This window comes from Streptomyces sp. NPDC053426 (assembly GCF_055585405.1).
In genome coordinates this window covers 150,722-177,084 of record NZ_JBVJKE010000003.1, presented here as the reverse complement: position 1 = coordinate 177,084, position 26,363 = coordinate 150,722, and the positions used below count along the sequence as shown (strand labels likewise).

The window sequence follows — 26,363 nt, the reverse complement described above, 5'->3', positions numbered from 1 at the left end:
GCACAAGCAGCCAGCAGCAAACCCGCCGAGAGGTTCCCCATGGCAGGCGAGACCGTCATCACGGTCGTCGGCAATCTTGTCGACGACCCCGAGCTGCGCTTCACCCCGTCCGGTGCGGCCGTCGCGAAGTTCCGTGTCGCGTCGACCCCCCGCACCTTCGACCGCCAGACGAACGAGTGGAAGGACGGCGAGAGCCTGTTCCTGACCTGCTCGGTCTGGCGTCAGGCGGCGGAGAACGTCGCCGAGTCGCTCCAGCGAGGCATGCGCGTGATTGTGCAGGGCCGGCTGAAGCAGCGGTCCTACGAGGACCGTGAGGGCGTCAAGCGCACGGTCTACGAGCTGGACGTCGAGGAAGTCGGCGCCAGCCTGCGCAACGCCACGGCCAAGGTCACCAAGACCACCGGCCGCGGTGGTCAGCAGGGTGGTGGCGGCTACGGCGGCGGTGGCGGCCAGGGTGGCGGCGGCTGGGGCGGCGGCCCCGGCGGTGGCCAGCAGGGCGGCGGCGCTCCCGCCGACGACCCGTGGGCGACCGGCGCTCCCGCCGGTGGCCAGCAGGGCGGTGGCGGCGGCTGGGGCGGTGGCTCCGGCGGCAGCGGCGGCGGCTACTCGGACGAGCCCCCCTTCTAGGCGGGCCGTACCCACACTTCTTGATCACACAGGAGAAACATCATGGCGAAGCCGCCTGTGCGCAAGCCTAAGAAGAAGGTCTGCGCATTCTGCAAGGACAAGGTCACGTACGTGGACTACAAGGACACGAACATGCTGCGGAAGTTCATTTCCGACCGCGGCAAGATCCGTGCCCGCCGCGTGACCGGCAACTGCACGCAGCACCAGCGTGACGTCGCCACGGCCGTCAAGAACAGCCGTGAGATGGCGCTGCTGCCCTACACCTCCACCGCGCGATAAGGGAAGGGTGACCGACTCATGAAGATCATCCTCACCCACGAGGTCTCCGGCCTCGGTGCCGCGGGCGACGTCGTCGACGTCAAGGACGGTTACGCTCGCAACTACCTGGTTCCGCGGAAGCTCGCGATCCGCTGGACCAAGGGCGGCGAGAAGGACGTCGAGCAGATCCGTCGTGCTCGCAAGATCCACGAGATCCAGACCATCGAGCAGGCCAACCAGGTGAAGGCCCAGCTCGAGGGCGTCAAGGTCCGCCTGGCCGTCCGCTCCGGCGACGCCGGTCGTCTCTTCGGTTCCGTCACCCCGGCCGACATCGCTTCGGCGATCAAGGCCGCCGGTGGTCCCGAGGTCGACAAGCGCCGCATCGAGCTGGGCTCGCCGATCAAGACGCTGGGCGCCCACGAGACGTCCGTGCGTCTGCACCCCGAGGTGGCCGCCAAGGTCGCCATCGAGGTCGTCGCCGGCTGAGTGCCGCGCTCGCTGAAGCAGTGAGCATGGGGGCCGCACCCTTCGGGGTGCGGCCCCCATCGCCGTGTTCCACGTGAAACGGTCAGCGTGCGGCGCCCGTGACGATCCAGCGGCCGGAGCGGGTGCGGAACCACAGGGTCAGCATCCGCACGGTCATCATGAGCGTCATCGTGGCCCACAGTGCGGTGAGTCCGCCCCCGAGTGAGGGAACCAGCAGGGCGGCGGGAGTGAACACCGCGAGGGTGAGCAGCATCGCCCAGGCCAGGTACGGTCCGTCGCCCGCGCCCATCAGGACCCCGTCCAGGACGAAGACGACGCCGCAGATCGGCTGGGACAGCGCCACCAGCACCAGGGCGGGCAGTGCCGCGTCCGTGACCGTGGCGTCACTGGTGAACAGGGGAAGGAACACCGGCCGGGCGAGCACCACCAGGACGCCGAGGACGACACCGACCGCGATACCCCACTCGACCATGCGGCGGCATGCCTCACGGGCACCCCGGTCGTCGCCGGCACCCAGATAACGCCCGATGATGGCCTGCCCGGCGATGGCGATGGCGTCCAGCGCGAAGGCGAGCAGGCTCCACAGGGAGAGGATGATCTGGTGGGCCGCGATCTCGGAGTCGCCGAGACGGGCGGCGACGGCTGTCGCGATCATCAGGATCGCCCGGAGCGAGAGGGTCCGGACCAGTAGGGGAACGCCCGCCCGGGCGGACGCCCTGATCCCGGCGGAGTCCGGGCGCAGCGACGCTCCGTGCCTGCGCGCTCCGCGCAGCACCACGGCCAGGTAGACCGCGGCCATGCCGCACTGCGCGATGACGGTGCCCCAGGCGGAGCCCGCGATGCCCAGGCCGGCGCCGTAGACCAGCGCGACATTGAGCACACCGTTGGCGGCGAAGCCGGCGATGGCGACGTAGAGCGGTGTCCTGGTGTTCTGCAGCCCGCGCAGGACACCGGTCGCGGCGAGCACGACCAGCATGGCCGGTATGCCGAGTGTGGAGATCCGCAGATAGGTGGTCGCGTAGGGGGCCGCCGTGTCGGAGGCGCCGAAGAGGTCCACGAGGGCGGGTGCCGTGGGCAGGACGACGGCCATGACGGTGACGCCGAGGAGCAGGGCCAGCCAGATTCCGTCCATGCCCTGGCGGATGGCCGAGGGGAGGTCGCCGGCTCCGACGCGCCGGGCGACGGCGGCCGTGGTGGCGTAGGCCAGGAAGACGAAGACGCTCACGGCGGTCATCAGGAGGGCCGAGGCGACGCCGAGACCGGCGAGCTGTGCCGTGCCCAGATGGCCGACGACGGCGCTGTCCGCCATGACGAAGAGCGGCTCGGCGACGAGGGCGCCGAAGGCGGGGACTGCCAGCATGACGATTTCGCGGTCATGCCGCCGTCGAGCGGCTCCGGGCCGCGCGGGGGCCTGTGTCATGTGCACCAATCTAATCGTCCACAGGTAAGAGATGCAAAGCTCTATCGACCCTTACTTTGTGGCTTTGGGTGTGGGCTTGGGTACATCGCAAGAAGCGATCTTGAGCCGACTGGGCAACTTTTTCTTCTGCACAGCCGGTGGATGATGAAAGCGCAGGTCACAGCCTTGTGGACGTCAAGGGTTTGGTCTTGTTCACAGGGCTGTCCACCGGCTCGTGCACAGGTTTCGCGGAGTTCTCCACAGCATTGGGCCGGTCGTCCACAGGGCCTGTGGATAACCAGATTGGCTGACGGTGCCGACGGGCCTACGGTGGTCCGGCGCTCGCTCCGTCCACCGGTTTCACAAACGCCACAAATCCGGCGCGCGACAACTGGAGTTGGGCCTCTTATTTGTCAGTGCCGTGCCGTAGAACAGAGAGGCACGGCGAGGTCCGTTCCGGCGGACGGGAGGAGGTGGCTCGGTGAGCATTTCCGAGCCCTTGGACGACCCGTGGGCCGAGAGCGGACCCAGCGATCGTCTGCCCGCCTCCCGTCGCCGCGAGGACCGGGGCAGGGGCCGCGACGAGCAGCACGACCGCGGCCGGGACAACGGCGCGTGGGACGGCGGAGGCTCCGCGTTCGAAAGGGTGCCGCCACAGGACCTCGAGGCCGAGCAGTCCGTGCTGGGCGGCATGCTGCTGTCCAAGGACGCCATCGCCGACGTCGTCGAGATCCTCAAGGGCCACGACTTCTACAAGCCGGCGCACGAGACCATCTACACGGCCATCCTCGACGTCTACGCCAAGGGCGAGCCGGCCGACCCCATCACCATCGCCGCGGAGCTGACCAAGCGCGGTGAGATCAACAAGGTCGGCGGGGCCTCGTATCTGCACAACCTCGTCCAGACGGTCCCCACGGCGGCCAACGCGGCCTACTACGCGGAGATCGTGCACGAGCGCGCCGTGCTGCGCCGCCTGGTCGAGGCGGGCACGCGCATCACGCAGATGGGATACGCGGCCGACGACGACGTCGACGAGATCGTCAACCGCGCGCAGGCGGAGATCTACGCGGTCACCGAGCAGCGCACCAGCGAGGACTACCTGCCGCTCGGCGACATCATGGAGGGCGCGCTCGACGAGATCGAGGCGATCGGATCGCGCAGCGGTGAGATGACCGGGGTGCCCACCGGGTTCACCGACTTCGACTCGCTCACCAACGGCCTGCACCCGGGACAGATGATCGTCATCGCCGCGCGTCCCGCGATGGGCAAGTCGACGCTCGCCCTGGACTTCGCACGGGCCGCCTCCATCAAGAACAACCTGCCGAGCGTCATCTTCTCGCTCGAGATGGGGCGCAACGAGATCGCGATGCGCCTGCTGTCCGCCGAGGCCCGGGTCGCCCTGCACCACATGCGCTCCGGCACGATGACCGACGAGGACTGGACCCGCCTGGCACGCCGGATGCCGGACGTCTCGGCGGCGCCGCTCTACATCGACGACTCCCCGAACCTGTCGATGATGGAGATCCGCGCCAAGTGCCGTCGCCTGAAGCAGCGCAACGATCTGAAGCTGGTCGTCATCGACTACCTCCAGCTGATGCAGTCCGGCGGATCCAAGCGGGCCGAGAGCCGCCAGCAGGAGGTCTCGGACATGTCCCGTAACCTCAAGCTGCTCGCCAAGGAGCTGGAGATCCCGGTCATCGCGCTCTCCCAGCTCAACCGTGGCCCCGAGCAGCGCACGGACAAGAAGCCGATGGTCTCCGACCTGCGTGAGTCCGGCTCCATCGAGCAGGACGCCGACATGGTCATCCTGCTGCACCGCGAGGACGCCTACGAGAAGGAGTCCCCGCGTGCGGGCGAGGCCGACCTGATCGTGGCGAAGCACCGAAACGGTCCGACGGCCACGATCACGGTCGCCTTCCAGGGCCACTACTCGCGCTTCGTGGACATGGCGCAGACCTGACCTTCTCCTGCTGAACTGAGGGCATGACGACACCTCATCAGGAAGAACTGCTGCCCGGTACGCATCGGGCGCTGCTGCACAGGATCGCCGTCGCCCAGAGCGAAGGACGCGCGCCGTCGCTCGTCGCGGCCGTGGTGCGGGGCGGGAAGACCGTGTGGACGGGGGCGCGGACATCGGTGGACGGGCACGCTCCGGACGAGCACGTGCAGTACCGGATCGGTTCGATCACCAAGACCTTCACGGCCGTTCTGGTGCTCCGGCTGCGCGACGAGGGAGCGCTCGATCTCGCCGACCCGCTGGAGAAGCACCTTCCGGGTACGGGCGTGGGCGACGCGACCGTCGCCGAACTGCTCTCCCACAGCGGCGGGTTGGCCGCGGAGACGCCCGGTCCCTGGTGGGAGCGTACCCCCGGTTCCCTGCGCCCCGGCCTCGCCGACGTGCTGGGCGAGCGGCCCCTGGTGCACCCTGCCGGCCGGCGGTTCCACTACTCGAACCCCGGATACGCGTTGCTCGGCGCCCTGGTCGAGAAGCTGCGCGGTGCCCCGTGGGAGGAGGTGCTCCGGCGTGAAGTGCTCGTACCTCTGGGCCTGCGTCGCACGACCGTGCGCGCGGAAGCGCCGCACGCGGGTGGCTGGGCGGTGCATCCGTGGGCCGACGTGATGCTGCCCGAGCCCCTGGAGGACCTCGGGGTGATGGCGCCCGCCGGGCAGTTGTGGTCCACCGCGGCCGATCTGGCGCGCTTCGCCGCCTTCCTGGTCGAGGGCGACGAACGGGTGCTGAGCGCCGAGTCGTTGCGGGAGATGAGGACGCCGGCCGCGCCGGTCGAGGCGGCGGACGTGGCGAGCGGCTACGCGTACTGCCTGGGCATGGAGATCCGTCACCAGCACGGGCGTTCCCTCGTCGGGCACACGGGTTCGCTGCCGGGCTTCCTCGCCTGCCTCACGATCGGCGTGGCGGACGACGTGAGCGCGGTGGTCCTGGTCAACTGCACGTCCGGGCCGGCGCCGTTCACGGTCGCCGCCGACCTCGTCCGGATCGTCGCCGAGGCGGAACCGCGTATCCCGGCTCCCTGGCGGCCGCTGCGGGAGGCGGATCCGGCGACCCTGGAGCTGGTGGGGCAGTGGTACTGGGGGACGTCCGCGTTCGCGCTCCGGCTCCCGGCCGACGGTCTCGTCTCGCTGGAGCCGCTGTCCGGCAACGGCCGGCGCTCGCGTTTCCGTCCGGGGGCGGACGGTACCTGGGTGGGCCTGGAGGGCTACTACGCCGGGGAACTCCTCAAGCCCGTACGGCGATCGGACGGATCGCTGAGCCATCTCGACCTGGGCTCGTTCGTGTTCACGCGCCGGCCGTACGACGAGACGGCTCCTGTGCCGGGCGGAGTGGACCCGGCGGGATGGCGGGGTATCGGTTAGCGTCCAGGAGTGCGTGCGGGGCCCTGTTCCACGTGAAACAGGGCCCCGGGCCTTTGGTCACAGCGGCAGTTTGAAGCCCACGTGGGAGGCCGTGAAGCCGAGTCGCTCGTAGAAGCGGTGGGCATCGGTCCGGGTGTTGTCGGAGGTCAGCTGGACCAGCTGGCAGCCCTCACGGCGGGAGGCGTCGATCGCCCACTCGACGAGCCGGCTTCCCAGGCCGCTGCCGCGCTCGTCCGCGTGGACGCGGACCGCTTCGATGATCGACCGGGTGGCGCCGCGGCGGGAGAGTCCGGGAACGACCGTGAGCTGAAGCGTGCCGACGACGCGGCCTTCGCGGACCGCGACGACCAGGTGCTGGTTCGGGTCGGCGTCGAGCCGCTCCAGAGCGGTCAGGTACGGACTGAGGTCGTCCGGCGACTCGCGCCGCGCGCCCAGGGGGTCGTCCGCGAGCATGCCGACGATCGCGGGGACGTCGTCGGCGACCGCGGCCCGTATCTCCAGATCATCCATGCCGGCACCCTACGCGGGCACCGGCGCCTTCAGCGTCTCCACGGCCCGGACCAGGGGAGCGAGGTCGGGGTTCTCCGCCGCCGTGTCGAGGGCCTCGCGCAGGGCCGTGTCGTTGGTCGGCCGCGCCTCGTCCAGCAGCTTGAGGCCGGCCTCGGTGACGTTGGTGTAGATGCCCCGGCGGTCGGTGGGGCACAGATAGCGCTCCAGCAGTCCGCGGTCCTCGAGTCGGGTGACCAGGCGCGTGGTGGCGCTCTGGCTGAGCACGACCGCGTCGGCGACCTGCTTCATCTGCAGATGGCCCCCGTCGCCGTCGTGCTGCCGGCTCAGTACGTCGAGCAGGGAGTACTCCCGCACGCTCAGATCGTGCCGGGCCTGAAGGGCGCGCTCGATGTGGGCCTCGATCCTCCCGTGCAGCAGGGAGAGTGCGCACCAGCCCTGAGCGAGGGCGGTGAGCGCGGGGTCCGTGGCTGTCATGGGCGTTTCCTCCGTCCAGGAGCTGCTGACACCAGGGTAGAGCAAGCCCGCAATATACGGCGCTTGCAAATAGTCGGCGTCTGCAACTATTGTCTGAGCAAGCAAAGCGCTCCTGCAATCGTCTGGGAAGGTCTGTCCCCCTCATGCCTCTCGCGCTTCTGGCCCTCGCGATCGGGGCCTTCGGAATCGGCACCACGGAGTTCGTGATCATGGGCTTGCTGCCCGAGGTCGCGGGTGACTTCGGTGTCTCCATCCCCACCGCCGGCTATCTGGTGACCGGCTACGCGCTGGGCGTCATGCTCGGCGCCCCGCTGATGACCGTGCTCGGCACCCGGATCTCCCGCAAGCGGATGCTGATGCTGCTGATGGGACTGTTCATCGCGGGGAACCTGCTGTCCGCGCTGGCCCCGTCCTTCGGCCTCATGCTGACCGGGCGGGTGGTCGCCTCACTGGCCCACGGCGCCTTCTTCGGTATCGGCTCGGTGGTCGCGGCCGACCTGGTCGCCCCGGACAAGAAGGCCGGAGCCATCGCCCTGATGTTCACCGGACTGACCGTCGCCAATGTCGTCGGCGTTCCGCTGGGCACGCTCGTCGGCCAGTCCATCGGCTGGCGGGTCACCTTCGGCATCGTCGCCGCCCTCGGCGTCGTCGGCCTGGCCGGCATCGCCAGGCTCGTCCCGGACATGCCCAAGGCCGAAGGCGTGCGGCTGCGTCACGAACTGGCCGCACTGAAGAATGTCCAGATCCTGCTCGCCATGGCGATGACCGTCCTCGGGTTCGGTGGCGTCTTCGCGGCCATCACCTACATCGCGCCGATGATGACACACGTCACCGGCTTCGCCGACGGCTCCGTGACCTGGCTGCTGGTCCTCTTCGGCCTCGGCATGGTCGGCGGCAACCTCATCGGCGGCAGGTACGCGGACCGCGCCCTGATGCCCATGCTGTACCTCTCCCTGGGCGCCCTCGCCGTCGTCCTCGCGCTCTTCACCCTGACCGCGCACAACAAGATCGCCGCCGCCGTCACCATCGCCCTCATCGGCGCCCTGGGATTCGCCACGGTGCCGCCCCTGCAGAAGCGGGTCCTCGACCAGGCGCACGGCGCCCCCACCCTGGCCTCGGCCCTGAACATCGGCGCCTTCAACCTCGGCAACGCGCTGTCCGCCTGGCTCGGCGGCCTCGTGATCGGGGCCGGCCTCGGCTACACCGCACCCAACTGGGTCGGCGCCGTTCTCGCCGCGAGTGCCCTGGTGCTGGCGTTCGTCTCGGCCGCTCTCGAGCGCCGCGACACCCGACCCGGCACCGTACTCGCCGGTCCGGTGCCCACCGAGCGGCGGACCGCCGTCCCCCACTGACCCACAGGACCGGCAGGCGCGGGGCCAGGGCCGTCCCCGCGTCCGCCGACTCCTCACTCCGGCACTGCCGACATCACCGCACCACAAGGAGAACCACCTCATGAGCACCACCACCGCCGTCGCCCCGCTCACCACCGCGGAAGCCGAATCCCTGGTCGTCGCCGCACGCCAGGCCGCCGAGGCGGCCGGTGTCACGGTCAGCGTCACCGTCCTCGACGCGGGCGGGCACCTGCTCGCCTTCCGCCGGGACGACCGCGCCGTGCTGATCTCCGGGGAGACCAGCACCCGCAAGGCGTACACCGCGCTCCAGCTGAACGCGCCGACCGCCGACCTCGTGGACGCCGTGCAGCCCGGGGGCCTCTTCCACACCCTGCCCACCGCACTCGACCGGCCGCTGCTGTTCATCGCCGGGGGCGTGCCCGTCCGGCGCGACGGCCGGCTGATCGGCGCGATCGGTGTCGGCGGTGGCGCACCGGAGCAGGACCATGCCTTCGCCACGGCCGCCGTGGAGGCCCTCGTCTGACGACGACGCCCACCGCATGTGACGACGCCGGCCCCGAAATTCGGGGCCGGCGTCGTCACATGCGGTGGATGTCAGGCCGCAGCGACCGTCACCGGGGCGAACCGTCGGCTCCAGTCCCCGGGCAGCTCCGTGATCCCGTACGTCATGACGGCGTTCGACGCGACGGACGCCAGCCCGTGCGCCTTCGCCCAGTTCAGCAGTTCTTCGTGCCGCACATCGATGTCGGTGCGCAGCGGCCGGTCGGTGCGGGCGGCGAGCGAAGCGAGCAGTGCCTCGGCCGTCGTCGTGTCACGGGCGATGAGCGGCCCCACGACATGGGTGTCCATGTTGGGCCAGGCGGCCGCGTAACCGATGATCCGCCCGCCCTCCTCGGCGACGCGCAGCTGATCGGCGAAGGCGGGCAGGCGGGTGACGATGTGCGTCCGGTCGGCACCGAACACCTCCTCGTCGAGCCGGACGACCGAGGGGAGGTCCTCCGCGGTCGCGGCCCGGGTGGCGATCTCCGCCCGGTCACCGGTGGGGACGAAACGGCCGCGCAGCATCTCGGCACGGCCGGTGACCTTGAAACCGAGTTCCTCGTAGAGCGGCCGGCCATAGGGAGTCGCGTGCAGGGTGAGGGGCGTGGTGCCCATCGTGGAGACGATGTGACGCATGAGCCGGCGTCCCACGCCCCGGCGGGCATGCCGTTCGGCGACCAGGACCATGCCGACGGCCGCGAGAGCGGGCTGTTCCCGTGCTCCGTACTCGGTGACGACACAGGCGGCCACCAGGCCGCCGTCGGGATCGTCGATGCCGTAGCCCTTCCCGGCCGCGAGGAGGAGGCCCCACTTGTGCTCCTCCCGTGGCCACCCCCGGTCCTCGGACAAGTCGGCGCAGGCGGTGAGGTCGCGGAGCGTCAGACGGCGGATGGGCAGAGAGGCAAGGGAAGGTGTCGGCACGCAGGTCAGGCTGTCCGACAGGGGGCTTCGGCGTCCACCCGTTTCGGAAGACTCGTGCGAGCTTTTGGCCATGCCGTGATCACGGGCGGAGCGCGGACACGGGCACGGCATGTTTCACGTGAAACGTATGAGAACGGCACGTGGCCGGTTCCTCCTCCCGGAGACGAAGGGGGCAGGAGCCGTTAACCTCGTCGCTCATGGCGAGGCTGCATCTCTTCGATCTCGACGGCACCCTGCTCCACGGCACCTCGGCTCCCGTGGAGATCTCGCGGCAACTGGGGCTGGAGGCCGAAGCGGTGGCCCTCGACCGGGCGATCTCGTCCGGCCTGATCGGGCCACCGGAGTACGCCACACAGGTGCACACGCTCTGGGCCGGCCTCACCGAGGCGCATGTGACGGCGGCGTTCGAAGCGGCCCCGTGGCTGGCCCGTATCCGCGAGGTCTGGGCGGAACTCACACGCAACGGTGACTACTGCGCCGTTGTCTCGCTGTCCCCGTCCTTCTTCGTGGAGCGGCTCACCGGCTGGGGTGCGCACGCGGCGTACGGCTCTCGCTTCCCCGCCGTGCCGTTCATGGAGCCCGTGGACCCGGCCGGCGTCCTCAACGCGGCGGCCAAGGTCCGGATCGCCGACCGTCTGTGCGCGGAGTTCGGGGTGACCCGCGCGGACTGCGTCGCCTATGGCGACTCGATGTCGGACAAGGACCTGTTCGGCGCGGTGCCGGTCTCCGTCGCGGTCAACGCGGACCGGCATCTGACCGGCCTCGCGACCCACTCCTACACGGGGCGGGACCTCTGGGAAGCCTACGAACTGGTGCGGGCCGCGTAAGGGACGGGCGTCACCCCAGGTCGGGGGCGTGCATGGCGCGTACGCCCTCGATGTTGCCGTCCAGGTAGTGCCGCAGCGACAGCGGTACCAGGTGGACGGAGGCGATCCCGACGCGGGTGAACGGCACGCGGACGATCTCGTACTCGCCGACGGGTTCGTCGACCTCCGGGCCGTGGCGCAGGGACGGGTCCATGGATTCCAGGCGGCATACGAAGAAGTGCTGCACCTTCACGCCGGTGGCGCCGCCGTCCTCGCCGATGTGCTCCACGGTGTCGACGAAACAGGGCACCACATCGGTGATCTTCGCGCCGAGCTCCTCGTACACCTCCCGGTGCAGGGCGTCCACGACGGTGGAGTCCTCCGGCTCCACTCCGCCGCCCGGGGTGAGCCAGTAGGGATCCATGCCGGGTTTGGTGCGCTTGATCAGAATCAGGTTCTCGCCGTCCAGCAGAACGGCTCGGGCGGTGCGCTTGACCACGGGTCGGACGGTCATGGAGGGAATGTGGCCCGGTTGGTTCCACGTGAAACATCGCGGGAGGGCAGCGGCCGGCTTCCCGGGGTGGGACACCGGACCGGCGGGTCAGCACCAGCCGGTGGCCGCCCGCTCCAGCCACTCGTGGGCCCGCGCGATGTGCGGCATCGCCAGTGTGCCGGTGCGGACCACCAGGAAGTACGTGCGCAGCGGGGGCACCGTCGGTTCGTGCAGGGCCACCACGTCACCCCGCCCGAGCGCGCCCGCGCACAGGTAGCGGGGCAGCACCGCCAGCCCGGCTCCCGCGGCGGCGCAGGCCAGCACCGCGCGTAGATCCGGGACGATGACGGTGCCCGGGGCGACGGGGCGGGAGTCGAAGACGGAGGCCCAGTAGCGGGCGACGAAGGGCAGCGACTCGTGCACCTCGACCACCGGGACGTGCTCCAGGACCGACGGACCCGTGCGGTGGAGCGTGCCGGAGCCGATCCGCTCGGCCCAGTGCGGGGCGGCGACCAGGACGTGCTCCTCGTCGCAGAGCGCGGTCGCCGAGAGCAGGGCGCCGCGTGGCCGGACCGTGCTGATGGCCAGATCATGATGTCCGGCGGCCAGCCCTTCGAGGACCTCCTCGGCGGTGCCGAAGGAGGCGCGCAGGGCGAAGCTCTGGCCGTCCTCGCCGGTCAGCTCCGTGAGCGCGGGCAGTGCCCGTTCGGCGGTGAACTCCAAAGGGCCGGCCAGATGCAGCGTCCGTAAGGAGGAGTCCTCCTCCAGGCCGGACTCGGCTATCTCCACCAGGGCGTCGAGATGCGGCGCCGCCTTGTGGGCGAGCTCGTCCCCGATGGTCGTCGGTGTCACACCGCGCGCCTGCCGAAGGAACAGGGGCCGCCCCAACTGCCGTTCCAGCGTCCGTATCTGCGAGGTGACGGCCGGCTGGGAGAGGCCGAGCAGGGCGGCGGCGCGGGTGAAGGAACCGGCCCGGTGCACGGTCACGAAGGTCCGCAGCAAGGCCAGATCCACGCCACACCCTCCCTCGCCGGACCGGCTCCGGGCCCGGACGTCCAACTATAAATAAGTCGATAGGTCGCTGTCGCTACTGTGATTGGACACTGACACTGAGTCAACTAGCCTTGGTCGCGCGGTTCTTCGCGCGCGGAACCGAGGACGGTCCGAGCCACGAGGGGGGAGGCTCGGACCGTCCGCCGCAGTGTGCCGGGCTCCTGCCGGCCCGGCAGGTCAGCCGGCTGACGCGTCCAGGGCGCGCAGTACGTCCGCGACCAGGTCCTCCGGGTCCTCGGCGCCCACGGAGAAGCGGATGAAGCCCTCCGGCACCGCGTCCCCGCCCCAGCGCCCGCGCCGCTCCGCCGTGGACCGTACGCCGCCGAAGCTCGTCGCGTCGTCCACGAGCCGCAGCGCGTCGAGGAAACGGTCCGCCCGCGCGCGCGTGGGCAGGGTGAAGGACACCACGCACCCGTAGCGCCGCATCTGCTGCGAGGCGATCTTGTGCGAGGGGTCGTCGGACAGCCCCGGATAACGCAGCCCCGTGACCTCGGGCCGCTCCCGCAGCGCCCGGGCGAGCGTCAGCGCGGTGGCGTTCTGCCGGTCGACGCGCAGCTGGAGCGTGGCGATCGAGCGGTGCGCGAGCCAGGCCTCCATGGGCCCCGGAATGGCGCCGACGATCTTGCGCCAGCGGCGCACGGCGGTCATGGCCTCGGCGTTCCGGCCGGTGACGTACCCCAGGAGCACGTCGCCGTGCCCGGTGAGCTGCTTGGTGCCGCTGGCCACCGCGAAGTCCGCGCCGAGCTCCAGCGGGCGCTGGCCGAGCGGCGTCGCGAGGGTGTTGTCCACGGCGACCAGGGCACCGCGCGCGTGCGCCGCCTCGGCCAGCCGTCGTACGTCGCACACGTCGAGCCCCGGATTCGAGGGCGTCTCGATCCACAGCAGCTTCGCGCCGTCGAGGACCTCGAGCTGGGCGTCGCCGCCCGTCGGCGCGGTCCGCACCTCGATGCCGTACGTCTCCAGCTGCTCCCGCACCAGGGGCAGGGCCTGGTAGCCGTCGTTCGGCAGGACGACCGCGTCCCCGGCGCGCAGCTGGGAGAAGAGCACCGAGGAGATCGCGGCCATGCCCGAGGCGAACACCAGGGCCTCGACGTCGTCCCGGCCGGGCGCCTCCAGCTCGCCGATGGCCCGCTCCAGCAGCGTCCAGGTCGGGTTCTCGTCCCGGCCGTAGGTGTACGGGCCGGTGGGGTCGCCCGGCAGATGGAAGTGGGCGGCGAACACCGGCCCGGGCAGGGTCGGCTCGTGCTTGACCGGCTCGGGCAGCCCGGCCCGCACCGCGCGGGTGCCGTCGCCCGCCCCGTCCGGCAGCGCCTGCCCGTGGCCCGCGCCCGTCGTCGAATCGTTCATGCCGCTCGTCCTTCCACCTGCTCACGTACCGCGGCGAGCAGTCCGGTGCTCGCCGCCTCCACCATCTCAAGACACGCGTCGAATCCGTCCGCGCCCCCGTAGTAGGGGTCCGGCACGTCGAGGTCGTCGCCGGCGTCGGGATCGTAGGAGCGCAGCAGACACACCTTGTCCGCGTCCCGTTGCGTGGGCGCGAGGCGGCGCAGTGCCCCGAGGTGGCCGGAGTCGAGCGCGATGACGGCATCGAGGCGGGCGAACCAGGACGGGTCGAACCGCCGGGCCGTGTGGCCGGCGTCGTAGCCGTTCTCCCGCAGCACGGTCACCGTGCGGGGATCGGCGCCCTCGCCCTCGTGCCAGCCGTCCGTACCGGCGCTGTCCACCTCGACCAGACCGTCGAGTCCGGCCTCCGCCACCCGCGCGCGGAAGACGGACTCGGCCATCGGGGAGCGGCAGATGTTGCCGGTGCAGACGAAGCAGACGCGGTAGGTCATCGGCTTCAGTCCCCGTCGGGCAGGACGACGTGGAGCGCCCAGGAGACGACGGAGATGATCAGACCGCCCAGGACGGCCGTCCAGAAGCCCTCCACGTGGAAACTCAGGTCGAGCTGGTCGGCGAGCCAGGAGGTGAGCATCAGCATCAGCGCGTTCACCACCAGGGTGAACAGCCCGAGCGTCAGGATGAGCAGGGGGAGACTCAGCAGCTTCACCACCGGCTTGACCAGGAAGTTCACCAGTCCGAAGATCAGCGCGACCAGGAGCAGCGTGCCGATCTCCTTGCCCGTGCTGTCACCGGTCAGGGTGATGTCGTCGAGCAGCCACACCGCGACCGCCAGGGCGCCCGCGTTGGCGATCGTCTTGACTAGGAAATTCATCATGTGTCTGATCGTGGCAGACACGATCGGACCAGGGCAGTGAGGCAGGGGCGGGACAGGCGATGAAGGCATTCCGGCTGGACGAACTGGAGGCGGAGCGCGCCGCCAACGACGGGGCATACCTGCAGTTTCTGCGCGAGCGGAACATGTCGGTCGGCCTCTACGCCCTGGACGCGGGCGCCCAAGACCCGCAGCAGCCGCACGGCCAGGACGAGGTGTACTTCGTCGTCAGCGGCCGCGCGGCGATCACCGTCGGCATGGAGACCACTCAGGTGGCACGCGGCAGCGTCGTGTACGTACCGGCCGGAGTGGCCCACAAGTTCCACCACATCAGCGAGGACCTGAGGGTTCTGGTGGTGTTCTCTCCCCCGGAGAGCTGAGGAGCGCCGTCGGGGTTCCCTAGGGGGACGGTCAGGGGCGGACAAGGGATCCGAGGCCCCCGCCGGAGCACCCGCCGCCCTAGCATCGAGTGCAGGACATCATCGACACGACCCGGCACCCGGCGGGCGGAGAGGTAAGGACGAGGGCGATGCGAGAGATCTTCGCGGGACTGCCGTGGTGGGTGAAGTGGGTCGCGGTGCCGGTCATCGCCCTGGTCGTGTTCGGCGGGCTGATAGCGAGCGTGGTCGGCTTCGTGGTCAATCTGCTCTTCAAGGCGCTGGTCTTCGTGGCGCTGGTCGGCGGACTGATCTACGTCGTACGGAAGTTCACCTCGAGTTCCTCGTCGCGCAGCGACTGGTGAACCGAGGGGTACCGGTGAAGCGGTAACAGGAATCACCGGTTCCCTCGGGCGGGGGAAGTTTCTCCGGCGGGCCGTCCGCACGCGGTGACAGCCCGTTAGAGTCCGGAACTCGACGCGGGGACGATCCCCGCGAGCGGCGACCCCCACCCGTGTTCCCCGCACGGGCTGCCCCCTCGCGTTTCGGGAGTGACCCTTGGCCACGACTGGCACCGGCTCCGCGCAGCTGACCGCGGTCCCCCCGCAGCCCCGCTCGCCGGCGCCCCCCGCACCGCCGCCCACCACCCTCATCGGCTCCGTCCAGCGAGCCATGCGCCTGCTGGAGACCGTCGCAGGGCACGGCTACGGGGCTCCCGCCAAACAACTGGCCCGTGAGACCGGGCTGGCGCTCCCCACCACGTACCACCTGCTGCGCACCCTGGTGCACGAGGGCTATTTGCGCCGTGACAAGGGGCTGTTCTTCCTGGGGGAGGCGGCGGAACGGCTGAGCAGCAGCGGGGCGGAGCAGAAACGTCGCAGCACGGTGGCCGACACCCTCGCCCGCTGGCGGGACGCGATCGGCGCACCCGTGTACTACGCCGTGTACCGCGAGGGCGAGATCGACGTCGTCTGCGTCTCCGACACCCCCGCCCATCCCGCGGTCGAGGAGTGGGCCGACTTCCGGGAGACCGGGCACGCCCACGCGATCGGCCAGTGCCTGCTCTCCCAGCTCGACGAGGAGGCGCGCCGCGACCACCTCGACCGCCATCCCGTGCGGCCCCTCACGCCGTACACCGTGCGCGACGACCACAGCCTGCTGAGGCGCCTGGAGCGGACGCGGCGGATGGATCCGGTGATGGAGCGTCAGGGGTACGTGCTGGGCACGGTGTGCGCGGCGGTCCCCCTCACCGTCGGCAGCACGGCCGCGTCGGTGGCCATCTCGCTGCCCGCACACCAGGCCGACCGGCTCGTCCCCGCGGCGCAGCGACTGCAGGCCGAGATGGGGCGTCTCGTCGGGTCGCTCACGCTGTCTATCAGTATCTGAAAACTCACTCCTTGTGATCTGCTGTGTACGTTCAGCAAGATTCCCTCTGGTGTCAGGGTCCATGCCCGGCCAGTCCGTGGCGAATGACGGGGTAGGCGATGCGCGAATCCGTACAGGCAGAGGTCATGATGAGCTTTCTCGTGTCGGAGGAGCTGTCCTTCCGCATCCCGGTGGAGCTCCGCTACGACACCTGTGATCCCTACGCCGTACGGCTGACCTTCCATTTGCCGGGGGACGCCCCCGTGACCTGGGCGTTCGGCCGGGAACTGCTGATCGACGGCGTCGGCCGGCCGTGCGGGGAGGGCGACGTACGCGTCTCGCCGGTGGACCCCGACGCGCTGGGCGAGGTGCTGATCCGGCTTCAGGTCGGCAGCGACCAGGCGCTGTTCCGTTCGTCGACGGCGCCGCTCGTGGCCTTCCTGGACCGCACCGACAAGCTGGTGCCACTGGGCCAGGAGGGGGCGCTCGCCGACTTCGACGCCCACCTCGACGACGCGCTGGACCGGATCCTGGCGGAGCAGAGCGCCGGCTGAAGCGTTACGCCAGTCGGGTGGACCGGTGGCGGAACGCTTCAGCGCGCTCCGCCCGCCACACGGGGCGTCAGCGCTTACGGCGCCTGCCCCGCCCGCCGCGCCCCGTGGCCGGCCGCGCGTCCGGCGCCTGCCCGGCCCTCTGCGTCCGCGCCGGTCCGTGTCCCTGCGCCCCCGCCTGAGCCGCCGGGCGGTCGGCCGAGACCACCAGTGCGGCCAGCGCCGTGGTCACCGGCACCGAGGCGACCAGGCCGATCGAGCCGATCAGGGTGCGCACGATCTCCTCCGCGACCAGCTCGCTGTTGGCGATCGTCCCCATGCTGCTCTGCGCGATGGAGAACAGCAGCAGCAGCGGCAGCGCGGCACCCGCGTAGGCGAGGACCAGCGTGTTGACCACGGACGCGATGTGATCGCGGCCGATGCGGATGCCCGCGCGGTACAGCCCGCGCCAGCCCGTCGACGGGTTGGCCTCGTGCAGCTCCCAGACCGCGGACGTCTGGGTGACCGTCACGTCGTCGAGGACACCGAGTGAACCGATGATGACGCCGGCCAGCAGCAGACCGCTCATGTCGATCTCGGGATACAGCCCGTGGATCAGACCGGTGTTGTCGTCGGTGTCGCCGGTCAGCGCGGCCCACCCGATGAACACCGAGCCCAGGACGCCGATCAGCAGCAGCGAGATCAGTGTGCCGAGCACCGCCACCGACGTACGCGCCGACAGCCCGTGACACAGGTACAGCGCGATCAGCATGATCACGCTCGCCCCCACCACGGCCACGACCAGCGGGTTCGACCCCTGCAGGATCGCGGGCAGGATGAAGAAGTTGAGCACCAGGAAGCTGATCGCCAGCGCGACCAGCGCCATGACGCCGCGCAGCCGCCCCACGGCCACGACGGCGAGCGCGAAGATGCCCGCGAGCAGCGCCAACGGGAAGCGCCGGTTCACATCGGTGACCGAGTACTGGAGGTCCTCGGGAGCGGAGGGCTCGTAGGCCACCACGACCTTCTGGCCCTCGCTGAGCTGCCGGGACTGGTCCGGCTGCACGATCTCGTCGAACGTACGGCCCTTGTCGTCACCGGTGTCGACCCGGATCGTCGCCCTCTTGCAGGTGCCGTCCGCCTGCTGCTGGGCGGAGGAGCCCTCGGCGGTGGAGGTGTCGCCGGTCGGGACGCCTCCGGAGGCGTTGACGGACTGGCAGCTCAGCTCGACCACCTTGGTGACCGTGGCGTGCTGAGTCTGCCGGTCGAAGCCGACACCGGTGCGCTCGTGCGCCGGGGCACCGCCCGGCCACAGCACGGTGAGTCCGATCAGCACCGCCGCCGCGAACGGGATGAGGATCGCCGCGATGACCTTGCGCAGGTGCTGGGAGACGGGCGCCGCCGGGCCGTGACCGTGGCTGTGTCCGTGCCCGTGTGCGTGGCCGCCGCCGTCTCCGGCGCCGGGCGCGCGCGACGGTTCGGGCGGTGGAAACGGAGGAGGTTGAGTGGGGGTCACCGCCCGATCATCGCAAGAACGGGAGGGGGCCCTCTGTTCACCGCGCCAGAAATGACGCTAGCGTGGAGTCGCTTTTGTACACGCGGGAGCTCGGAGCACCGGGCTGAGAGGGCGCTGACCTCCGTCACAGCGACGTTTCACATGAAACATCACCGCAGGTGAGTGATGTTTCACACGGAACGTCGGCAGACGGAAACCGCTGCGTCGACCGCCGAACCTGTTACCGGGTAATGCCGGCGTAGGGAGTAGGTCTCATGACCAACAAGGACGCACGCACGCCTGCCTCCACGCAGAACCCGACGGAGACGTCGGCGAACGGGGAGGCCGGGAAGTCCATCGGCTGGCACAAGGCGTACGTCGAGGGCACACGCCCCGACCTGCGGGTGCCGGTCCGTCAGGTGCACCTCACCAACGGGCAGTCGGTCACGCTGTACGACACATCGGGCCCGTACACCGATCCGCTCGTCGACACCGACGTCCGCCGGGGCCTGGCTCCGCTGCGGGAGAACTGGATCATCTCCCGCGGTGACACGGAGGAGTACGCGGGCCGTCCCGTCCGTCCCGAGGACGACGGGATCAAGCACACCTCTCCGCGCGGGGGCCTGCGGAACCTGGACGCGGTCTTCCCCGGCAGGCCGCGCCTGCCGCGCCGGGGCCGGGAAGGCCAGGCGGTCACGCAGCTGGCGTACGCGCGCCGCGGCGAGATCACGCCCGAGATGGAGTACGTGGCGATCCGGGAGAACGTCGCGCCCGAGGTGGTCCGCGAGGAGATCGCGGCGGGCCGGGCGGTGCTGCCGGCCAACGTCAACCACCCGGAGATCGAGCCGATGATCATCGGCAAGCGGTTCCTGGTGAAGGTCAACGCCAACATCGGCAACTCGGCGGTGACGTCCTCCATCGAGGAGGAGGTCGAGAAGATGACCTGGGCGACCCGCTGGGGCGCCGACACGGTCATGGACCTCTCCACCGGCCGGAACATCCACACCACCCGCGAGTGGGTGCTGCGCAACTCCCCCGTCCCCATCGGCACCGTGCCGCTCTACCAGGCCCTGGAGAAGGTCGACGGCCGCGCCGAGGAACTGACCTGGGAGATCTACAAGGACACGGTCGTCGAACAGGCCGAGCAGGGCGTGGACTACATGACGGTCCACGCGGGCGTGCGCCTGGCGTACGTGCCGCTCACCGCGAACCGCAAGACGGGCATCGTCTCGCGCGGCGGCTCGATCATGGCCGCGTGGTGCCTGGCGCACCACAAGGAGTCGTTCCTGTACGAGAACTTCGAGGAGCTCTGCGAGATCCTCGCCGCGTACGACGTCACGTACTCGCTCGGCGACGGCCTGCGGCCCGGGTCCATCGCGGACGCCAACGACGAGGCGCAGTTCGCGGAGTTGCGCACGCTCGGGGAACTCAACACGGTCGCCAAGCGTTTCAACGTTCAGACCATGATCGAGGGCCCGGGACATGTCCCGATGCACAAGATCAAGGAGAACATCGACCTCCAGCAGGAGATCTGCGATGAAGCCCCGTTCTATACGCTCGGCCCGCTGACCACGGACGTCGCGCCCGCGTACGACCACATCACGTCCGGCATCGGCGCCGCGATGATCGCCTGGTGGGGCACGGCCATGCTCTGCTACGTCACGCCCAAGGAGCACCTGGGCCTGCCCAACCGTGACGACGTCAAGACCGGCGTCATCACCTACAAGATCGCCGCCCACGCCGCCGACCTCGCCAAGGGCCACCCGGGCGCCCAGGAATGGGACGACGCGCTGTCCGACGCCCGCTTCGAGTTCCGGTGGGAGGACCAGTTCAACCTCGCCCTCGACCCGGACACGGCACGCGAGTTCCACGACGAGACCCTGCCGGCGGAACCCGCCAAGACGGCCCACTTCTGCTCGATGTGCGGCCCGAAATTCTGTTCGATGAAGATCTCCCAGGACATCCGTCGTGAGCACGGCGGAAGCCGGGACGAGATCGAGGAGGGGATGGCCCAGAAGTCGAAGGAGTTCGCGGAGGCGGGCAACCGCGTGTATCTGCCGATCGCGGACTGAGCGTTCACCGCGGACGGCGCGGGGGCGGTGCCCGTCGTGGCCACCGCTCCCGCGGGGCGGCGGGTGCGGTGGCCCCTCCCCTTCGCCGGGGCGGGTGGGCAGACTGGCCCCATGACAGCGAGTCCGATGAGCAAGGGGTCCAATCTTCCCGTCGATGCCCGCGTGGTGCGCGTTGAGCTCGCTTGGGCGGCCGGGGCCGGTGTGCCCGACATCGACGCCTCGGCGCTGCTCCTCACGGAGGCCGGGCGGGTGCGGGACGACGGGGACTTCGTCTTCTACAACCAGCCTCGTCACACGTCCGGCGCCGTGACGCATCTCGGGAAACAGCGCGGCGCGCGGGACACGACCGACACTGTGGAGGTGGACCTGGGGGCCGTGGAAGGGGTGGTCGAGCGGATCGTGCTGTGCGCGTCGGCGGACGGCGGGACGTTCGGGCAGGTGCCGGGACTGGTGCTCAGGCTGCTCGACGCCGGGGCGGGCACCGAGCTGGCCCGGTTCGACATGGCGGCGGGGACGGAGACCGCGTTCATCGGCGGCGAGTTGTACCGGCGGCAGGGGAAGTGGAAGTTCCGGGCGGTGGGGCAGGGGTACGCCTCCGGGCTCGCGGGCCTGGCCACGGACTTCGGCATCACCGTGGACGACGCGCCCCCGGCCTCGTCGGCCTCCCCCGTGGCCGCCACGCCTCCGGCCTCGTCGGCCTCCCCCGTGGCCGCCACGCCTCCGGCCCCGTCGGCCTCCCCCGCGGCCGCCACGCCTCCGGCCCCGTCCGCCTCTCCCGCGACCACCGCGGCCCCGGTTCCGTCGCCCCCGCCCGTTCCTCCCGCCGTGCCGGTCGCGCCCGCCCAGCAGCCCTCCGCGTCCCGTCCCCACCCCGGTGCCCCGCGGCTCACCAAGGGCGAGGAGAGGCTGCCCGTCGACATGCGCAAGCGGTTGTCGCTGCGCAAGGAGCAGGTGGCGGTCAGTCTGCGCAAGCACGGGGCCGCCGAGGTCACCGCGCGCGTCATCCTCGTACTCGACGCCTCCGGGTCCATGTCCTTCCTGTACTCCAAGGGGGTCGTGGCCGACGTCGTCGAGCGGATGGCGGCGGTCGCCGCGCAGCTGGACGACGACGGTGAGATGCAGGCCTGGACGTTCGCCTCGAACCCGGCCCGGCTGCCGGATCTGCGGCTGGGGGAGCTTCCCGAGTGGCTGCGGCTGCATGTGCGGGTGGGGGAGGTGGGCCTGTTCCGGCGCGGCCGGAAGAAGGGGCTGGAGCCCAGCCAGGTCGACATGCGGGACGTGGGCATCCAGAACGAGGAGCAGAAGGTCATCGCCGAGGTGCGGGCGTTCGTCCGGGACAATCCCGCGTCCGCTCCGACCCTCGTCCTGTTCTTCTCCGACGGTGGCGTCTACCGCAACAAGGAGATCGAGCGCGAGCTCCGTGAGGCGGTGGAGGAACCGGTCTTCTGGCAGTTCGTGGGGCTGGGCAAGTCCAACTACGGCGTGCTGGAGCGGTTCGACACGCTGCCGGGCCGCCGCGTCGACAACGTCGGGTTCTTCGCCGTCGACGACATCAGCACCGTGCCGGACGCGGAGCTGTACGACCGTCTGCTCTCCGAGTTCCCGCAGTGGATCACGGCCGCGGGACGGGCGGGGATCCTCTGAGCCCCGGCCCGGCCACCGGACCCGTCACCGGCCCCGCCCGCCCACTCGGCTCGCGCCTCCGTCACGGAGAGCGCAAGCCGGCGGACGGGCCGCCCGGCTACTCCGGCTGGTGCTCCGGTCCCCCGAAGTCCGGGCTCGAGTAGTCCGGACTGGAGTAGCTCGGCCGTGTGCCACGGGCCGCCCCCTCCTCCGGGCTGGAGAAACCCGGCCGGTCGTACCCCAGGTGCGGGATGCGGCCGGCCGGCGGAGGCGGCGCCGTGTGCTGCAGCGCGGTGGCCGTCGCCGGGTCGGTGAGCGCGTCCCGCAGGAACGGCAGGATCCCCCGCTCCAGCAGGGCCTCGCGCCAGGCGTCCCTGGCCAGGGCCACCTCCCCGTCGAGTTCGCCGTACGGCACGCCGGGCGCCGAGGGCTTGTTGCGCAGCGCGGTGAGCAGCAGGCCCACGGCGGCGACGAGGATGGCGACCGCCGTCACCGCGCCGAACACCCACCCCGTGGTGAGCATGGTCCGGGCGAACGCGGCGTCGGGGTCGAGCATCCGCAGGACGTAGCCGACGAGCAGGAAGATCGCGGCCGCGGTTCCGGCCAGGACGGGTGCCAGGACGGCGACGACGGCGGCGGCGCCGGCCCCGGTGGTCTCGGCGACCTCTCCCATGGTGGCGGCGAGCCCCATCGCGTTCGTGCCCGGCTCGGCGGAGCCGGACTCGCGGACGGACGGGGTGGACGACTCCGGTGGCCGGCGCCGTTCCTCGCGGACCTTCACGTAGTGCTGGTACTCGGTCGCCGCGGCCGTCGTGATGATCGCTGTGGCGTTGAGTGCCATCGTGCGCAGTTGTTCCGAGTTGAGCCGCTGTCCGATCGCGGCCAGTTCCGGGTGGTGTGGTGCGGAGCGCAGCGCCTCATCGAGAATCCGCTGGTATTCCTGGCGGTCCTCGCTCAGCAGGTGCTGCGGAACGCTGTTCATGTGCATCCCCCGATGCTCCGTAGGGCTTGGGGCTCGGCATGCTGACGAGCCGTCGGGCAGAAACGGAGGGGAGCCTGCTACGGATAAGCCGATGGTAGAGCGGTGACGGCGCGCGGTGACAGGGGGTTTACCGAAATTGGCACGTGCACCGGGCGGTTGCGGGACGCACGGTCACGCCCCGCCGAACCGTCAGACGCCCAGCGGCAGTTGCTGGACCAGCAGTTTTCCGGCCATGGTGACCCCGCCGTCCATCGCGATGGCGAGTCCGTCGGCGTAGACATGAGGTCCGGTGACCACGGGGCCGCTGTCGTCCTCGCCGTCCTCGGAACCGACCTGGCCCGTCAGATACGGGATCGGACTGTGGCCGTGAACGACCCGGGTGCCGCCGTACGTATCCAGCAGGGAGCGCACCGCGTCGGCGCCGCCCTCGTCGCGGAAGGAGAACCGCTTGGTGAACTTGCGGAACAGGTCCCAGACCTCGTCGGCGTCGTTGCGGGTGAGCGCCTCGCGGACGGTGTCGTTGACCTCTTCGATGGAGCGGCCGTAGTCGAGGTAGGCGGTGGTGTCGGAGTGCAGCAGCAGATGGCCGTCGACCTCCTCGACGGCGTCGAGGCGGGACATCCACTGCAGGTGGTGGTCCTGGAGGCGGTCCATGTCGGTCTTCTGCCCGCCGTTGAGCAGCCAGGCCGCCTGGAAGGTGGCGGTGCCCGCGCCGGAGTTGACGGGGGTGTCGCCGAACCGCTTGGCGCCGAGCAGCAGCAGTTCGTGGTTGCCCATGAGGGCCTTGCAGTAGCCGCCGGCGGCGGCGGCCTCGGCGGACAGCCGCATCACGAGGTCGATGACGCCGATGCCGTCCGGGCCGCGGTCGGTGAAGTCGCCGAGGAACCACAGCCGCGCGGTGCCGGCGCACCACTGGCCCGCCGAGTCGAGCAGGCCCTGCTCCTGGAGGGCGGCCACCAGCTCGTCGAGGTAGCCGTGGACGTCACCGACCACGTACAGCGGTCCCTGGCCGGTGACGGGCTGCGGGGCGGGGACGGACGCGGGGTCGACGGTCACCTGAACAGTGTCACCCCGATTGATGACGGGGAGGTCCCGCTGGGTGGGCGTGTATCCCTCCGGGTAGGTCTCCTCGGAGGGCGGGACGACGTCGCCGGGGTGCGTGCTCTGGGCGTACGGACCGGTCTCGTGGACGTACGCGGGTACCCGGAAGTCGCGCAACGTCGCCGTCCGCTCCACCTCGGGTCCCTGACCGGCCCCCTGAGTCATCGACCCCTCCACCATCGCGCCGCTTCTGCACCGCGTCGGACTGCCTGGTCGCAGCGGCCCGCGGTGTCGTGGGCCCATCATAGGAATGCGGATCGCGCCGTGTGATGACCCAGGGGTGGTGAATCAGAGCAAGACTCCGGTTCACCGCGGCTTTCGCCCCGTTTGAGCGGTTCTTCGTCCGTCCTGGACCCGCCCCTGCCACGCGCCTTCCGCCAGCGACCGGCCACCACCGTGTTCCGTGGGCCCGCCCATTTCGCCCGGAGGGCCCTTTCGTCCCACTCCTCCGGGGGGTGCCGCGAAACCGCCGCTTCCCCCCTCCGGAAGCGGAAGCTCCACGCTCCGACCGCGACACACCCCACCGGCGCCCCTGCCCCCCGACCACGCCTCTCGACCACCAGGCTCCCGCAGACGCCGATCCACGGGAGCGGGGTGTGGTGGTGCGGCGGAGGCCGCCGCTCACCCGGTCCCCACCCCGGTTCACCGCAGCAGCGCGGTACGGGCCCGACTGCGGCGGCCTCGCCGCACCACCACACCCCCGACCCCACGACGCACCCCACGCGGCCCCCCATGCGGCCCCACGACGCACCCCACGCGGCCCCCCATGCGGCCCCACGACGCACCCCACGCGGCCCCCCACGCGACCCCCACGCGGGCCCCCGCCTCACGACCCCTTCGGCGACCTAGGTGGACTGACCGTCGTACGGGGCGGACGCCGCTGCGAGGAGGTCCGCACGATCAGCTCGGTCGGTATGACCTGCTCCACCGGCTGGTCCGAGTCGACCCCCTCGATGGCGTCGATGAGCAGCTGGATCACCGCCGTGCCGATGCGGCGCGGTTTGAGGGAGAGCGTGGTGACGGGCGGCTCGGTGTTGGCGTAGACCGTGGACTCGCTGCAGCAGACGAGCAGCAGGTCGTCCGGGACGCGCAGGCCGTAGCGGCGGGCGGCGGCGAGCAGATCGGTGCCGTTCGGATCGAACAGGCCGTAGACGGCGTCGGGCCGGTCGGGGCGGGCGAGCAGCCGGTCGGCGGCGACGGCGCCCGCGCACGGATCGTGCGCCGGGTAGGCCTCGTAGACCGGGTCCTGGCCCACGCGCTCGCACCAGCGCAGGTACGCGGTGGTCGACAGGTGGGTGTACGTGTCGGTGGTGGTGCCGGTGAGCAGTCCGATGCGGCGGGCGCCGGCGTCGGCGAGATGGTCGAGGATGCCCGTCACGGCGGCCTCGTGGTCGTTGTCGACCCAGGCGGTGACCGGCAGCGAGCCGGCCGGGCGGCCGTCGGAGACGACCGGTAAGCCCTGGCGGACCAGTTCGCTGACGACCGGGTCCTGGTCGGAGGGGTCGATGACGACGGTGCCGTCCAGGGCGACGTTGGACCACACGTCGTGGCGTGAGGTCGCGGGCAGGATGACGAGGGCGTAGCCGCGGGCGAGCGCGGCGGAGGTGGCGGCGCGCGCCATCTCGGCGAAGTACGCGAACTCGGTGAAGGTGAAAGGTTCATCCCCGTACGTCGTCACGGTCAGGCCGATGAGTCCGGACTTCCCGGTGCGGAGCGTACGGGCGGCGGCCGAGGGGCGGTACCCCAGTCTGTCGGCCACCTCGCGGACGTGGCGCCGGGTGGCGTCCGGGAGCCTGCCCTTGCCGTTGAGGGCGTCGGAGACGGTCGTGATGGAGACTCCGGCGGCGGCGGCCACGTCCCTGATGCCCGCTCGTTCCGGCCGGCTGCTTCGGCGTGAGGTATCCGCGCGGCTCACCTGGTGCTTCCCTGCTGCTGTCATGGCGAGCCGATAGTAGGGCTCATGCGGTGGGGTAGGGCGGACGCATATGCACGCGTTGACAGGCACGTTTCTGCATGATCATTTAGAATCAATTGCCTTGGAAACAAAGGATGTTGAACGTTCCCATGCCAGGAGCTGACGTGTCGGCGCATGCGAGCCTGCCGTGGGTGCGATGTTGCGAAGAGGTCTCAACTCACCTGCACGGGGGACGCGCGCCACGGCGCAAGCCACCGGCGCATAGATATATGTACAGCGCGCCCCTGGCCCGCACGCCATTCGTACACCTTCGGGTTACGTTGCCCTTGTTGCCGCTGTGACGTACGAGGCAGGCGTGAGCATCAGCCGCTCCTCTACGCAGCGACGCCGAATCCTC

At 70.6% G+C, this 26,363-nt stretch carries 27 protein-coding genes; 14 read left to right on the top strand and 13 right to left on the bottom strand.

Annotated elements, in window-relative coordinates; translation table 11 throughout:
• Positions 1 to 39 precede the first annotated feature (39 nt).
• Genes ACZ62B_RS07750 through rplI form a run of 3 tightly spaced genes read left to right on the top strand, consistent with a single transcriptional unit; the run spans position 40 to position 1,371 of the window.
• The gene (locus tag ACZ62B_RS07750) at positions 40 to 627 is read left to right on the top strand and encodes a single-stranded DNA-binding protein (protein ID WP_073933342.1); all 588 of its coding nucleotides are present in this window, start codon (positions 40 to 42) and stop codon (positions 625 to 627) included.
• 42 nt (positions 628 to 669) lie between these two features.
• A complete protein-coding gene (gene rpsR, locus ACZ62B_RS07745; RefSeq protein ID WP_003949403.1) occupies positions 670 to 906 on the top strand; it encodes a 30S ribosomal protein S18 in 237 nt (78 codons plus the stop codon).
• Between the two features lie 18 nt (positions 907 to 924).
• Positions 925 to 1,371 carry a 50S ribosomal protein L9 gene (rplI, locus tag ACZ62B_RS07740; RefSeq protein WP_030857086.1) on the top strand — a complete coding sequence of 149 codons (447 nt, stop codon included), beginning with the start codon at positions 925 to 927 and terminating at the stop codon, positions 1,369 to 1,371.
• A gap of 82 nt (positions 1,372 to 1,453) precedes the next feature.
• Here the strand turns inward: rplI and ACZ62B_RS07735 are convergent, their stop codons facing one another.
• On the bottom strand, positions 1,454 to 2,791 hold the full coding sequence (locus tag ACZ62B_RS07735) for an MATE family efflux transporter (protein ID WP_468887404.1): 1,338 nt from the start codon (positions 2,789 to 2,791) through the stop codon (positions 1,454 to 1,456).
• Between the two features lie 460 nt (positions 2,792 to 3,251).
• On the opposite strand from ACZ62B_RS07735, the gene dnaB reads away from it, so the two are divergent.
• Together dnaB and ACZ62B_RS07725 are read left to right on the top strand one after the other, a co-directional pair.
• Positions 3,252 to 4,730 (top strand): replicative DNA helicase, encoded by a 1,479-nt coding sequence (gene dnaB / locus ACZ62B_RS07730; protein ID WP_030857090.1) that lies wholly within the window; start codon positions 3,252 to 3,254, stop codon positions 4,728 to 4,730.
• A gap of 23 nt (positions 4,731 to 4,753) precedes the next feature.
• Positions 4,754 to 6,142, top strand: a complete 1,389-nt coding sequence (locus tag ACZ62B_RS07725; RefSeq protein WP_468883816.1) for a serine hydrolase domain-containing protein — start codon at positions 4,754 to 4,756, stop codon at positions 6,140 to 6,142.
• A gap of 57 nt (positions 6,143 to 6,199) precedes the next feature.
• On the opposite strand, the gene ACZ62B_RS07720 is transcribed toward ACZ62B_RS07725, so the two are convergent.
• Positions 6,200 to 6,652, bottom strand: coding sequence for a GNAT family N-acetyltransferase (locus ACZ62B_RS07720; RefSeq protein ID WP_344569802.1), 453 nt, complete (start codon positions 6,650 to 6,652; stop codon positions 6,200 to 6,202).
• A 9-nt stretch (positions 6,653 to 6,661) separates the two neighbouring features.
• Positions 6,662 to 7,126: a MarR family winged helix-turn-helix transcriptional regulator gene (locus tag ACZ62B_RS07715; protein WP_344569804.1), complete on the bottom strand. Its 465-nt coding sequence runs from the start codon at positions 7,124 to 7,126 to the stop codon at positions 6,662 to 6,664.
• 143 nt (positions 7,127 to 7,269) lie between these two features.
• Between ACZ62B_RS07715 and ACZ62B_RS07710 the strand changes: the two genes are divergently transcribed.
• Positions 7,270 to 8,478: an MFS transporter gene (locus tag ACZ62B_RS07710; RefSeq protein WP_468721212.1), complete on the top strand. Its 1,209-nt coding sequence runs from the start codon at positions 7,270 to 7,272 to the stop codon at positions 8,476 to 8,478.
• A 100-nt stretch (positions 8,479 to 8,578) separates the two neighbouring features.
• On the top strand, positions 8,579 to 9,001 hold the full coding sequence (locus ACZ62B_RS07705) for a GlcG/HbpS family heme-binding protein (RefSeq protein ID WP_344569806.1): 423 nt from the start codon (positions 8,579 to 8,581) through the stop codon (positions 8,999 to 9,001).
• Between the two features lie 71 nt (positions 9,002 to 9,072).
• On the opposite strand, the gene ACZ62B_RS07700 is transcribed toward ACZ62B_RS07705, so the two are convergent.
• The gene (locus tag ACZ62B_RS07700) at positions 9,073 to 9,939 is read right to left on the bottom strand and encodes a GNAT family N-acetyltransferase (protein ID WP_469689419.1); all 867 of its coding nucleotides are present in this window, start codon (positions 9,937 to 9,939) and stop codon (positions 9,073 to 9,075) included.
• Between the two features lie 197 nt (positions 9,940 to 10,136).
• Between ACZ62B_RS07700 and ACZ62B_RS07695 the strand changes: the two genes are divergently transcribed.
• Positions 10,137 to 10,766 (top strand): HAD family hydrolase, encoded by a 630-nt coding sequence (locus ACZ62B_RS07695; RefSeq protein ID WP_468721207.1) that lies wholly within the window; start codon positions 10,137 to 10,139, stop codon positions 10,764 to 10,766.
• A gap of 10 nt (positions 10,767 to 10,776) precedes the next feature.
• Here ACZ62B_RS07695 and ACZ62B_RS07690 read toward each other — a convergent pair whose 3' ends face one another.
• The 5 genes from ACZ62B_RS07690 to ACZ62B_RS07670 form a co-directional block, all read right to left on the bottom strand.
• Positions 10,777 to 11,259 carry an NUDIX hydrolase gene (locus ACZ62B_RS07690; RefSeq protein WP_344569811.1) on the bottom strand — a complete coding sequence of 161 codons (483 nt, stop codon included), beginning with the start codon at positions 11,257 to 11,259 and terminating at the stop codon, positions 10,777 to 10,779.
• 87 nt (positions 11,260 to 11,346) lie between these two features.
• Positions 11,347 to 12,252 (bottom strand): LysR family transcriptional regulator, encoded by a 906-nt coding sequence (locus tag ACZ62B_RS07685; protein ID WP_468887395.1) that lies wholly within the window; start codon positions 12,250 to 12,252, stop codon positions 11,347 to 11,349.
• A 216-nt stretch (positions 12,253 to 12,468) separates the two neighbouring features.
• Positions 12,469 to 13,638, bottom strand: coding sequence for a cystathionine gamma-lyase (locus tag ACZ62B_RS07680; protein WP_344569815.1), 1,170 nt, complete (start codon positions 13,636 to 13,638; stop codon positions 12,469 to 12,471).
• Positions 13,635 to 14,126, bottom strand: coding sequence for a low molecular weight protein-tyrosine-phosphatase (locus tag ACZ62B_RS07675; RefSeq protein ID WP_469689418.1), 492 nt, complete (start codon positions 14,124 to 14,126; stop codon positions 13,635 to 13,637). The genes ACZ62B_RS07680 and ACZ62B_RS07675 overlap by 4 nt, the downstream gene beginning before the upstream one ends.
• A gap of 5 nt (positions 14,127 to 14,131) precedes the next feature.
• A complete protein-coding gene (locus tag ACZ62B_RS07670; protein ID WP_344569818.1) occupies positions 14,132 to 14,509 on the bottom strand; it encodes a phage holin family protein in 378 nt (125 codons plus the stop codon).
• Between the two features lie 59 nt (positions 14,510 to 14,568).
• On the opposite strand from ACZ62B_RS07670, the gene ACZ62B_RS07665 reads away from it, so the two are divergent.
• The 4 genes from ACZ62B_RS07665 to ACZ62B_RS07650 all read left to right on the top strand — a co-directional run bounded on the left by ACZ62B_RS07665 (position 14,569) and on the right by ACZ62B_RS07650 (position 16,802).
• Positions 14,569 to 14,886 (top strand): cupin domain-containing protein, encoded by a 318-nt coding sequence (locus ACZ62B_RS07665; RefSeq protein WP_030820180.1) that lies wholly within the window; start codon positions 14,569 to 14,571, stop codon positions 14,884 to 14,886.
• 149 nt (positions 14,887 to 15,035) lie between these two features.
• The gene (locus ACZ62B_RS07660) at positions 15,036 to 15,248 is read left to right on the top strand and encodes a DUF5326 family protein (RefSeq protein WP_344569821.1); all 213 of its coding nucleotides are present in this window, start codon (positions 15,036 to 15,038) and stop codon (positions 15,246 to 15,248) included.
• 307 nt (positions 15,249 to 15,555) lie between these two features.
• Complete coding sequence (locus tag ACZ62B_RS07655) at positions 15,556 to 16,269, top strand: IclR family transcriptional regulator (protein WP_382055246.1); 714 nt, start codon at positions 15,556 to 15,558, stop codon at positions 16,267 to 16,269.
• Between the two features lie 98 nt (positions 16,270 to 16,367).
• A complete protein-coding gene (locus tag ACZ62B_RS07650; RefSeq protein ID WP_030857138.1) occupies positions 16,368 to 16,802 on the top strand; it encodes an SsgA family sporulation/cell division regulator in 435 nt (144 codons plus the stop codon).
• A 67-nt stretch (positions 16,803 to 16,869) separates the two neighbouring features.
• Here the strand turns inward: ACZ62B_RS07650 and ACZ62B_RS07645 are convergent, their stop codons facing one another.
• A complete protein-coding gene (locus ACZ62B_RS07645) occupies positions 16,870 to 18,294 on the bottom strand; it encodes a YibE/F family protein (RefSeq protein WP_469689417.1) in 1,425 nt (474 codons plus the stop codon).
• 254 nt (positions 18,295 to 18,548) lie between these two features.
• On the opposite strand from ACZ62B_RS07645, the gene thiC reads away from it, so the two are divergent.
• Both thiC and ACZ62B_RS07635 read left to right on the top strand, forming a co-directional pair.
• Positions 18,549 to 20,345, top strand: a complete 1,797-nt coding sequence (thiC, locus tag ACZ62B_RS07640) for a phosphomethylpyrimidine synthase ThiC (protein WP_468721195.1) — start codon at positions 18,549 to 18,551, stop codon at positions 20,343 to 20,345.
• Between the two features lie 111 nt (positions 20,346 to 20,456).
• Positions 20,457 to 21,989: a VWA domain-containing protein gene (locus tag ACZ62B_RS07635; RefSeq protein ID WP_469689416.1), complete on the top strand. Its 1,533-nt coding sequence runs from the start codon at positions 20,457 to 20,459 to the stop codon at positions 21,987 to 21,989.
• A gap of 97 nt (positions 21,990 to 22,086) precedes the next feature.
• Here ACZ62B_RS07635 and ACZ62B_RS07630 read toward each other — a convergent pair whose 3' ends face one another.
• The 3 genes from ACZ62B_RS07630 to ACZ62B_RS07620 all read right to left on the bottom strand — a co-directional run bounded on the left by ACZ62B_RS07630 (position 22,087) and on the right by ACZ62B_RS07620 (position 25,990).
• Positions 22,087 to 22,956, bottom strand: coding sequence for a hypothetical protein (locus ACZ62B_RS07630; RefSeq protein WP_344569833.1), 870 nt, complete (start codon positions 22,954 to 22,956; stop codon positions 22,087 to 22,089).
• A 183-nt stretch (positions 22,957 to 23,139) separates the two neighbouring features.
• Entirely contained in the window at positions 23,140 to 24,231 is a 1,092-nt protein-coding gene (locus ACZ62B_RS07625) for a metallophosphoesterase (protein ID WP_344569835.1), read from the bottom strand.
• A gap of 646 nt (positions 24,232 to 24,877) precedes the next feature.
• Positions 24,878 to 25,990 (bottom strand): LacI family DNA-binding transcriptional regulator, encoded by a 1,113-nt coding sequence (locus ACZ62B_RS07620; protein WP_073933363.1) that lies wholly within the window; start codon positions 25,988 to 25,990, stop codon positions 24,878 to 24,880.
• Positions 25,991 to 26,363 lie beyond the last annotated feature (373 nt).

Coding starts and splice junctions, on each gene's coding strand:
- ACZ62B_RS07660 (WP_344569821.1), top strand. CDS start 15,036: ATGCGAGAGATCTTCGCGGGACTGCCGTGGTGGGTGAAGTGGGTCGCG.
- ACZ62B_RS07720 (WP_344569802.1), bottom strand. CDS start 6,652: ATGGATGATCTGGAGATACGGGCCGCGGTCGCCGACGACGTCCCCGCG.
- ACZ62B_RS07650 (WP_030857138.1), top strand. CDS start 16,368: ATGCGCGAATCCGTACAGGCAGAGGTCATGATGAGCTTTCTCGTGTCG.
- rplI (WP_030857086.1), top strand. CDS start 925: ATGAAGATCATCCTCACCCACGAGGTCTCCGGCCTCGGTGCCGCGGGC.
- ACZ62B_RS07625 (WP_344569835.1), bottom strand. CDS start 24,231: ATGGTGGAGGGGTCGATGACTCAGGGGGCCGGTCAGGGACCCGAGGTG.
- ACZ62B_RS07675 (WP_469689418.1), bottom strand. CDS start 14,126: ATGACCTACCGCGTCTGCTTCGTCTGCACCGGCAACATCTGCCGCTCC.
- ACZ62B_RS07670 (WP_344569818.1), bottom strand. CDS start 14,509: ATGATGAATTTCCTAGTCAAGACGATCGCCAACGCGGGCGCCCTGGCG.
- ACZ62B_RS07630 (WP_344569833.1), bottom strand. CDS start 22,956: ATGCACATGAACAGCGTTCCGCAGCACCTGCTGAGCGAGGACCGCCAG.
- ACZ62B_RS07695 (WP_468721207.1), top strand. CDS start 10,137: ATGGCGAGGCTGCATCTCTTCGATCTCGACGGCACCCTGCTCCACGGC.
- ACZ62B_RS07735 (WP_468887404.1), bottom strand. CDS start 2,791: ATGACACAGGCCCCCGCGCGGCCCGGAGCCGCTCGACGGCGGCATGAC.
- ACZ62B_RS07665 (WP_030820180.1), top strand. CDS start 14,569: ATGAAGGCATTCCGGCTGGACGAACTGGAGGCGGAGCGCGCCGCCAAC.
- ACZ62B_RS07715 (WP_344569804.1), bottom strand. CDS start 7,126: ATGACAGCCACGGACCCCGCGCTCACCGCCCTCGCTCAGGGCTGGTGC.
- ACZ62B_RS07750 (WP_073933342.1), top strand. CDS start 40: ATGGCAGGCGAGACCGTCATCACGGTCGTCGGCAATCTTGTCGACGAC.
- ACZ62B_RS07690 (WP_344569811.1), bottom strand. CDS start 11,259: ATGACCGTCCGACCCGTGGTCAAGCGCACCGCCCGAGCCGTTCTGCTG.
- ACZ62B_RS07705 (WP_344569806.1), top strand. CDS start 8,579: ATGAGCACCACCACCGCCGTCGCCCCGCTCACCACCGCGGAAGCCGAA.
- ACZ62B_RS07655 (WP_382055246.1), top strand. CDS start 15,556: ATGCGCCTGCTGGAGACCGTCGCAGGGCACGGCTACGGGGCTCCCGCC.
- ACZ62B_RS07725 (WP_468883816.1), top strand. CDS start 4,754: ATGACGACACCTCATCAGGAAGAACTGCTGCCCGGTACGCATCGGGCG.
- ACZ62B_RS07710 (WP_468721212.1), top strand. CDS start 7,270: ATGCCTCTCGCGCTTCTGGCCCTCGCGATCGGGGCCTTCGGAATCGGC.
- ACZ62B_RS07620 (WP_073933363.1), bottom strand. CDS start 25,990: ATGACAGCAGCAGGGAAGCACCAGGTGAGCCGCGCGGATACCTCACGC.
- ACZ62B_RS07635 (WP_469689416.1), top strand. CDS start 20,457: ATGACAGCGAGTCCGATGAGCAAGGGGTCCAATCTTCCCGTCGATGCC.
- rpsR (WP_003949403.1), top strand. CDS start 670: ATGGCGAAGCCGCCTGTGCGCAAGCCTAAGAAGAAGGTCTGCGCATTC.
- thiC (WP_468721195.1), top strand. CDS start 18,549: ATGACCAACAAGGACGCACGCACGCCTGCCTCCACGCAGAACCCGACG.
- ACZ62B_RS07680 (WP_344569815.1), bottom strand. CDS start 13,638: ATGAACGATTCGACGACGGGCGCGGGCCACGGGCAGGCGCTGCCGGAC.